This window comes from Enterococcus sp. HMSC061C05 (assembly GCF_001814765.1).
Taxonomy (GTDB): Bacteria; Bacillota; Bacilli; order Lactobacillales; family Enterococcaceae; genus Enterococcus_B; species Enterococcus_B lactis.
In genome coordinates, this window is sequence record NZ_KV817729.1 from 49,859 (window position 1) to 59,130 (window position 9,272).

At 38.2% G+C, this 9,272-nt stretch carries 8 protein-coding genes and 1 other annotated feature (1 of these 9 cut by a window edge); of the genes, 1 reads left to right on the top strand and 7 read right to left on the bottom strand.

Going from position 1 to position 9,272, the window contains the following annotated elements:
* Nucleotides 1-162: a binding site (T-box leader), on the bottom strand (it extends 55 nt beyond the left edge of the window).
* 128 nt (nt 163-290) lie between these two features.
* The 7 genes from HMPREF2988_RS03385 to HMPREF2988_RS03415 form a co-directional block, all read right to left on the bottom strand.
* Complete coding sequence (locus tag HMPREF2988_RS03385) at nt 291-938, bottom strand: redox-sensing transcriptional repressor Rex (RefSeq protein WP_024635635.1); 648 nt, start codon at nt 936-938, stop codon at nt 291-293.
* A 263-nt stretch (nt 939-1,201) separates the two neighbouring features.
* Nucleotides 1,202-2,413: a tRNA uracil 4-sulfurtransferase ThiI gene (thiI, locus tag HMPREF2988_RS03390; protein ID WP_002310213.1), complete on the bottom strand. Its 1,212-nt coding sequence runs from the start codon at nt 2,411-2,413 to the stop codon at nt 1,202-1,204.
* Between the two features lie 15 nt (nt 2,414-2,428).
* Nucleotides 2,429-3,571: a cysteine desulfurase family protein gene (locus tag HMPREF2988_RS03395; RefSeq protein WP_002315458.1), complete on the bottom strand. Its 1,143-nt coding sequence runs from the start codon at nt 3,569-3,571 to the stop codon at nt 2,429-2,431.
* A gap of 165 nt (nt 3,572-3,736) precedes the next feature.
* Complete coding sequence (locus HMPREF2988_RS03400) at nt 3,737-5,458, bottom strand: septation ring formation regulator EzrA (protein ID WP_070769988.1); 1,722 nt, start codon at nt 5,456-5,458, stop codon at nt 3,737-3,739.
* 198 nt (nt 5,459-5,656) lie between these two features.
* A complete protein-coding gene (locus tag HMPREF2988_RS03405; protein WP_002328980.1) occupies nt 5,657-6,217 on the bottom strand; it encodes a pyrophosphohydrolase domain-containing protein in 561 nt (186 codons plus the stop codon).
* Between the two features lie 25 nt (nt 6,218-6,242).
* Complete coding sequence (locus HMPREF2988_RS03410) at nt 6,243-7,082, bottom strand: Cof-type HAD-IIB family hydrolase (RefSeq protein WP_025477280.1); 840 nt, start codon at nt 7,080-7,082, stop codon at nt 6,243-6,245.
* A 33-nt stretch (nt 7,083-7,115) separates the two neighbouring features.
* Nucleotides 7,116-7,949 (bottom strand): DUF72 domain-containing protein, encoded by an 834-nt coding sequence (locus HMPREF2988_RS03415; RefSeq protein ID WP_070769989.1) that lies wholly within the window; start codon nt 7,947-7,949, stop codon nt 7,116-7,118.
* Between the two features lie 230 nt (nt 7,950-8,179).
* Between HMPREF2988_RS03415 and HMPREF2988_RS03420 the strand changes: the two genes are divergently transcribed.
* Entirely contained in the window at nt 8,180-9,148 is a 969-nt protein-coding gene (locus HMPREF2988_RS03420) for an asparaginase (protein WP_002314249.1), read from the top strand.
* Nucleotides 9,149-9,272: the final 124 nt, after the last annotated feature.

The following is a 9,272-nucleotide window of genomic DNA, read 5'->3' on the forward strand; positions in this document are numbered from 1 at the left end:
TGCCTCTCCAGTGAGTTAACGATCACGACTCGTCTATCTCTACTCCATTCAAGACAGAAACTCCCAAGCTACCTTCACTGGTTGTCATTGAGAACCTTTCAGCAGATAGTTCTCTCTCTAAGAATGAATGTGCCAGTTACTCCTCTTGTTCAGCGTTATGCTTCATTCTACAATGGTTTTTTTTTTTAGTCAACAAGTGGTCGTGAAAAAACCACTTCATTTAGTATTAAAAAATTTTTGAAAGAATTACAATGGATCCTCGCAAGATCAATAAGCCTACTCAAATTTTCCTAAGAAAAAACTTCTGAGTAATTCTCATCAAAGTAAATAAGCGTCTGTAACTCGGTTGTCAAATCAATGTATTGAACATTGACATAAGCTGGGACAGTTACTCGGTCAGGTGCAAAGTTAAGGATAGCGGTTACATTCCCTTTGACAATTTCATCAATAGCAGATTGTGAATATTTACTTGGTACCGTAGAGATTGCTACTGTCACATTTTTTGCTTTGGCTATCTCCGCGAAACGATCAATCGGATAGATCATCTCTCCATCAATTACTTGATTGATCAGTGCTGGATCATTATCAAAGACGCACACGATATTTAGATTTTCATTTCTTCTAAAATTGTTGTGTTTCAATGCTTTGCCAAGATTTCCGTATCCGACTAATGCGATTCGTTTTTCTTCTTTAGTATTAAGGATATTATTGAATACATCGATAAGGAAAGGGACATCATAGCCATATCCGCTTCTGCCTAGCTCGCCTAATTGCGAGAAGTCTCTGCGGATCGTTGCAGAAGGAATTTGGGTGATTTCGCTGAACTCATTTGATTTGATTCTACTTATACCTGAGTCATCCAGCATCTTTAAATAGCGTAAATATAAAGGTAACCTTTTCGCAGTTGCTTTTGGCAGTGTATCTGTTTTTTCTCGCATAACGACGCTCCTTGTTAATAATTTCACATATTTAGTGTAACATGTTTCTAACCCGGGAGCAAGGTTACAGGTAGGAAGGAAAAGGGTGTGAGACAAATAAAACGACCCAAAAATTAACTATTTGGGTCGCTATTTCATGGAAAATTCTCTTTTTTATCATTTATCAGCTAATCTTCGACATTAGTTCAAAAACGGTAAAATATATGGAGCTATTTTTCCGTTTTGTTTCTCTAATACTCAGGTAAAAACACTGATTTCACAACCTATAGCAATTCTGAAAATTCTTCAGTTTTTTCATTAGAAGATTCTGCTTGTATCTCTTCCATCTTCAAGCCAGCTAGTGCTCGTTGGATCATTTCATCTATTGCTAAACGCTCTTCATATTGATGGACCTTTTCCAGTTGAGGGCGTGTTTTTGGCTGTGGAGGAGCAAAAATCGTACAGCAGTCTTCAAAAGGCTGGATAGAAAGATTAAATGTATCGATCTGTTCTGCTACTTCAATGATTTCAAGTTTATCCATTGTCGCTACAGGCCGAATGATTGGCGTATTCGTTACTTCATTGATAGCCACCATACTTTGCAAGGTTTGTGAAGCCACTTGACCTAATGATTCGCCATTCAAAATAACTAGACCATGACGAATACGGCGAATTTCATCGGTCAACCGCAACATCATTCGACGAGTGATCGTCATCCAATATCCTTGTGGCACTGATTTTTTGATTTCTTCTTGAATCTCGGTAAATGGCACTTCAATAAAATGAATTGTTCCTACATAAGGTGCTAGTTTCGCTGTTAAGTCTTTTGCTTTTTGCAGTGCTTGTTCACTTGTATACGGCGGACTAGCAAAATGAACAGCTTCGATTTCCACTCCCCGCTTCATTGCAAAATATCCTGCAACAGGAGAATCAATCCCGCCAGAAAGCATGAGCATTCCTTTTCCGCTTGTTCCTACAGGCAACCCGCCAGCTCCTTTGATCGTTTCATACGACAGATAAGCGCCGTCACGACGAATCTCTACACGTAATGGAATATCGGGCTGACGCATTTGAACTTGGATATGAGGGAAAATATCAAAAACAGCATTGCCTAATGTTTGATTCAATTCATTACTTGTCAATTCAAATTGGTGATCGCTTCTTTTAGCGATAATTTTAAATGTTTCTTTCCCTGTATAAATTTCTTTCATGATGTCTTGAACAGCTTGTTTCAAAACTTCGACATCTTTTTCTACCCGAATACTCGGAGAAAAATTTTGGATCCCAAATATTTTTGCTAGTTTTGGAATAACTAGCTGACTGTCTGCACCATTCAACAAAAGATGCATCCGGTCGCGATCAGCATGGATTTTGATTTCTGGAAATTCTTTCAAAGCTTGTCTGACATTTTGTGCTAGTTGCATGATAAAGCTTTTTCGATTCTTTCCTTTTGTCGAAAGCTCTCCATAACGGACCATAATTTCACTGTATTTCACAAGAACACTCCTCTTTTAATTGATTGCAGAAAATTTCTTATAAAGCTGCTTGAAAATAATCATAAATTGCTCCACTTCTGCTAATGAATTATTTTCATCTAGGCTGATTCGAATAGCAGATGTAGCCAAATCATTTGGTACATGCATCGCATGCAATGTACTGCTTGCCATATGTTTACGTGAGGAGCAGGCACTAGTAGTAGAAACAAATATTTGTTTTTCCTCTAAAGCATGGACGAGAACTTCACCACGAATTCCTTTTAGAGCAAAACATAAAATATGCGGCGCATAGTCGGTTCCTTCTGAAAAGATCGTCACTTTATCATACGACTTCAGCGCATGGATCAAAGCTTCTTTTAAGCGTTGTGTCTGCTCAGGTTTTTGTTCCTTTATCTCTAATGATAAACGTAAAGCTTTAGCCATAGCCACAATACCTGGAACATTTTCTGTCCCACTTCGCTGATTTCTTTCCTGTCCTCCACCTGTCAGTAATGGTGCTAAACGACGACCCTTTTTCCAATAAATGAAACCAGTTCCCCGTGGGCCATGGAATTTATGGGCTGAAAATGTTGCAAAATCCACTCTCCCTGTCAACCATTGCGAGAATGGTACTTTTCCGATTGCCTGAACAGCATCTACATGGAAATGAATTTTAGGGAAATCATCCAAAAGATCACTGATTTCTTGGATGGGCTGAATCGATCCTACTTCATTATTCACAGCCATAACAGAGACCAAAACTGTCTCTTTTCTTATTAATTTTTTCAATTCGTCAACACGTACAAATCCGCGTTTATCTACTGGGGCGATACTTACTTCGATTCCTAATTCTTTTAATTGTTCGGCCGTCTCACTGACTGCCGGATGTTCGATTCCTGAAATGATCATATGATTCCCATACTCTCTTTTTTCGATCATCGTTCCTTTTAATACCCAATTATCTCCTTCTGTTCCTCCTGAAGTAAAAAAGATTTCTTCTGGTTCTGCATGGATCAAATCAGCGATCTGCTTTCTTGCTTGCTGCAACAACCGATTAGCTTGATTGCCCAAATCATGAAGACTTGATGGATTCCCAATAATCCGCTGACTGGTTTTTACATATGCATCTAAGCTTTGCGGAAAGATTGGGGTCGTTGCACTGTTATCAAAATATATCATAAGAAACCCCTCTTTTTTGAAATTCTTTTCTATTATAACGGTTGTCCAAGGTGCTTTCAAGAGCAGGTGGAATTTTCACTTGTTTCGTCCTTCGGATAGACATAAAAAAAGACAAGAACAAGACGGATGGTTGTCTTGTTCTTGCATGATTGCTGCTTTTTTGCTTTATACTAAGTCTGGATGATTAAAATAAAAATCTTCGATACGTTTGAAAGCACCTGGTTCTACTCGCTCTAATGCTGTACCAATTTCGTCTAATGCTTCTTGATAATGATATTCTTTATTGAATAAATAGTAACTTTTATCAATTGCTTCTCGCACTTCTTCGTGTGTATGACGATAACGGTTTGCATATTGGAGCATTTGCTCCGTTAGTGCTGCTGCATCTACTAGATCATGTGTCTTCTTATCTAATAATTCTAGATCTTCTTCGCATAGAGCAACTAAACGGTTGACTTCCTCCATGTTTACTCGAATTTTATTCAAGACAACACTTAGTTCTTCAATACGATCAGTAGCAACAAAAAAGAATTCTAGGTAATCATTCGGCAAGCCAGGCAAACGTTGTTTTTCTACAAAACGTTTCAAACTACGCAATTTAAATTCGAATGTATCGATCTTTTCTTGCGCTTCTTTTTCGCCTTTTCTCAATTCATGTAATGAGTCGTCGATCTCTACTTGTTGCGTTTCGATATCTTCTAAGACCTTGAAGACTGTTTTATAGAACGTACGCACTTCTGAATAAGGGATTTCATGTTGGCGAATCTGTGGAATCATCTGTTCATTTTGACGTTCCATTTCTTCCACTTCAGTTTGGAAACCTCGTACACGACCAATTTCATTGTGATTCAATGTATAGCTTTGAGCGGTGTGATCCAACTCAATCAATAATTGACGGTTATTCTTCGTTGTATGTTTGATATACTCTGCAATCGTTGATTGGTTAGTTTTTACATATCTCTGAGCTTCCATTTCCCGTTCTAAGATGTCATATAGCGAATCAATCAAATCAGCTGTTTCTCGGTTTTCGAATTCGACCGTTTCAACTTCTGTTTTTTCAAGATTGGCTAATGAATTTTCAATTCTTCGACTTACTTTTGTGATATCTTCAGCAAGATCTTCTTCAGGGAATACATATTGTTCTTCCATTAATTTCTCATAAGTATCACTGATTTCTTCAAGTTGTTCAGGGAAAGTCGTATGGAGATCTTCATACAGTGGTGGAATTTTTTTCATCAGAGCTTCCACTTCATACGTATGTTTTTCTGCTTTATCTAAAACCTCGCGGGCCTCTACAGGATCGCCGGAAGTATTTAAAGTCACGAATTGCGTAAATTCTTTTTCGATCATCTTAATCTGTTTTTGCAATTCAAAAAGAGCTGGTCCATATTCATGCTCGTCTTCTCTGACTTTTTCTTTCAGTTCTTCATAGACATCAAGCGCCTGCTGGACAGCTAATGAGTTGCGTTCTTCTGTTTCTCGCAATTCCTTCAGACCTTCACGGATTTCCGTTACTTGTTTCTCCATTTGGTCCATTGTTGCTTCTGCTTCAACAACTGCTTTTTTTCCTTTTAAGAACCGAAAACTTTCATTGAGGTTTTCCACTTCAAAAATTTGACTTTCTAATTCAGCGAATGAGGAAGTAGATATGTCATTCCACTTTTGACTCCATTCACGAAAGGTATTTTGGCTTTGCCCAACCAGATGCATTTTTTTTACATCATCGACTTCTTCAATCACTGGCAAGTCAAATAATTCTTCCTTGCGTTTTTCTAAGGCATCCAATCGATCTTGGTTTTTTTTCTTCATCAAGTAACTAACCAAAAAGACGACAATGGCGACTATAATGATTGCAATGACGATTCCGATGATAACATTATTTCCCATTTATGGTTCCTCCGTTTTCAGTATGCATCTTTTTATGCAACAGATGGCGTTCTGCTTGGCATAAATCCAAATAATACGTCTCTCGTGCAAAAGACATCTATTCTAGATTATAGCATACTATTTTCATGCATTCACTAACTTAAACGAAAATCTTTTGTTTTTCATCGTATAAAGATAACAAAAATAGTGAAGTACTGATCACTCTCTTTCGTTTGTGCGTGCACTCCTATCAGCAGAGCTTTTCCCAGCAAGAGCTTCTTGAATCTGTCGTTGGATTTCTGCCGCGATTTTAGGCTCTGGCGCGTACTCCATCTGCCAGTTCTCAGGTTTCAATACTTTATTTGTTACAGGATCATAATGAGGTTTTCCATCTGGAAACAATTTTCCCATATTTGCCTGATGGACGATATCAAATATTCGATCAGGCGCTATTCCCAATAATGAAAAAGAACCATAAGTAAAGTAAAGGATATCTGTCAGTGCATCTACTTGTTCAATCAGTGGATCACTTCCCCACTCTGTTTTATCAAGTATTTTTTCTTCTGCTTTATCTAATGCTTCGTGTAGCAGAGTAACAGCTTCATGTAGTTGTTCTTTACTTGGTGAGGTAGCTGCAACAAATTCAACAAGTTCTTCTATTTTGAATGCAGCACGTGTATGAGCCTCCATCGCAGTAAAAGCTGTGGGGATTTCTGGTCTTCTTGGATCAAAAATTTTGTGAAATGCTTCTACTTTTTGAAAAGGTGTCTCTGATTCCATACTAATGTTTTCCTTCTTTCATTGACTAATAAATCAGACCAAAGTGTTTCAGTCCTTCGTATATGCCATCTTCTTCATTTGATTGGGTCACAAAATCTGCGGCATGTTTTACTTCGTTCTGAGCATTTCCCATGGCCACTCCAATTCCTACACCTTTCAGCATCTCGATATCATTGTAATGGTCGCCGAATGCCATGATTTCTTCCATCTCGATTCCGACGGCATTTGCGAAAGCTTGGATGCCTAGCAATTTTGAACCACCTTTTGGGATAATATCTACAGTATACGTATTTGAACGTTGGAAGGTACACTCAGGAAATAGATGTTCTAACTTTTTCTGTTCTGACTCCGGACTAAGCAGTATACATTGGTAAATTGGTTCTTTTAATATCTCTAATGTTTCATAACGGTCCTTTTGCCGGTGAGGGCTAAAAAGCTGGAGGATTTTTTTCATCAGACGTACCGGGAATTTACGCGGTAAAAAGCTGACTAGCCGCTTGATAAAAATCGATTGTCCTAATAGCATCGTCGTTGATCCATCTAGCCGATTTCTCGCACCAAAAACGATTTGTCGATGGTTCTCATCTGCAAATTCAACAATATGTTCCAATACTTTTTGTTCAAAAGGGTGGTCGATAATCGTTCGATCTGCAGTAAAAACCAGTTGGCCATTATACACGACATACATATCTAATTCCAATTCATCAATGATTTCTTTGATCTTTATTGGGCTGCGACCCGTTGCTACACCGCATAAAATGCCGTTTTTCCGAGCATAATCAATTGCTTGTTTTGTTGATTCCAATGCTTTTGAACGATTGGTGACCAATGTTCCGTCAATATCAAAAAAAATAGCTTTGATCATAGACTTCGCCCCTTTCATGAATAAAATAAGCCCTTAAAACAGATCCATTTGAGTTGGATTAAGTCCATCCGGCTTGATATTTAATATTTTTTGCAGTGCTAATGCATTTTCAGCCGCATCCCCACCAGAATTGTTATTAAAAATCACACCTATCTCTTTTGTCTTAGAATCAACTGCTTTGACTTCACGTGCTAGTTCTTGTAGTTCTTTTTCTGAATAACGATACAATGTTCTTTTTTTGCGCCAATCTTTATCATTTGCTTGCCATCCCTGAGCATTCCTGCCATGGAATCGAAAGAGAGCAAAGTTCGGATTGGTTACAAATGGATCAAAAGGGATCGTTGTATTCAGCAGCTGCGGCTCATCGATGATGGCTAAAGAAAAAGCGGCTCGAGACATAAAGTTTCTCGTACGTTCAAGGAATTCATCGCTGTACCAAGAATAATCCCGCAATTCTACGGCAACAGGATAACTCTCAAACCACTTTCTAAGTTTGCGCAAGTATTGGACATTTTCTTTTGTACATTTGAATGAAGAGGGGAATTGAATTAAAAAGCAAAAAAGCTTTCCAGCTTCTACCATTGGCGACATGACATCTAAAAAATGCGTAATCATCTCTTCTTCGGTCTGATAATAAGGATTCCAATCTCCTTGACCGCTGATCCCTTGATAGACTTTGACTACAAAGCGAAAAGATTCAGGTACTTCGTTTATCCAATTCTCAACAGAGGACTTTCGAGGAATCCCATAATAAGCAGTATCTAATTCCACTAAGGGTAGAAATCCGGCATATTCATACAGAGTGTTATTCTTTTTGCCAGTTAATTTGTCATGTTCTTTAAACGATGTTAATCCGATTCTGATCATTTTCGACCACCTTCGTAATTGTTTTCCCTTGACTGCTTTTTTGTAAAAGAAACTCAACCAAATACTCCGTGCATTAAGAGGTCAAGGTCGAGTCTTCTTCGTTTAAGTAAGGGCAGCTTTTTTATAATAAGTCTGGCTATTGTTATTCTTCACTGATAGCAAAACTCTTTTATATAGTATACAATAAGATTTAACGGCTATGCAAAATTATTCGTAAGGAAGTCTGTAAAATGAAAAAAATACTTGTACTGCACACCGGCGGAACGATCGCCATGAAAGAAAACATGCTCACTGGCGGTGTTAGTCCTGATGTGGCAAACCCGTTATTAGATGCAGAAATCACGATACCTGAGCATGTGGAACTCTTAGTTGAAGATATCTTCAATCTTCCCTCACCACACATCATGCCTTCTCACATGTTGGTATTAAAAGAACGTATCTTGTCCGCTTATGAATCAGGTATATTCGGAGTGGTGATTACACATGGTACGGATACATTAGAAGAAACTGCCTTTTTTCTTGATACAACGATTGGTGACAAATTACCAATTGTTTTGACTGGGGCAATGCGTTCAAGTAACGAACTTGGAAGTGACGGCCTCTATAATTTTGAAAGTGCTATTCGCGTCGCAAGCTGTGAAGAAGCGGTAGATAAGGGTGTATTAGTTGTCATGAACGATGAGATCCATTCTGCACGCTACGTGACAAAGACCCACACCACAAATGTTGCTACTTTCCGAACGCCTACATTGGGACCAATCGGTTTAGTAACTAAGAATCGAATCTTATTCTTACAAGAACTTTTAGAAACAAAGCGGCTGGATATTTCCGCTGTAAATGGGACTATCCCAATTGTTAAAGCATATGCTGGGATGCAAGGAGACTTATTGGAAGCAATCGCCCATACGAAAGTAGACGGTCTAGTCATTGAAGCTTTAGGTGCCGGAAATCTCCCTCCTCAAGCCCTAGCAGCTTTAGAAAAGCTCCTTGTCCAAAAAATCCCTGTAGTACTTGTTTCTCGTTGTTTCAATGGAATCGCAGAGCCTGTTTATGATTATGAAGGCGGAGGAAAAGAACTAGAAGAAATGGGGATTATTTTCTGCAACAGTATCAATAGTCAAAAAGCACGTTTAAAACTATTGATTGCCGTAAACTATGGTTTGACGGGTGAAGAATTGATTTCGTTTATCCAAAACTAAACATCAATATCTGATAGCTAAACTTAAAAAGAGAGGCTGTGACAAAAGTAGCTTCTTCGAAAACTAAGCCGAAATTTTACAAAAATTTGAGAAACAATTTTCGTAAATTTCTTCTTATTTCTTG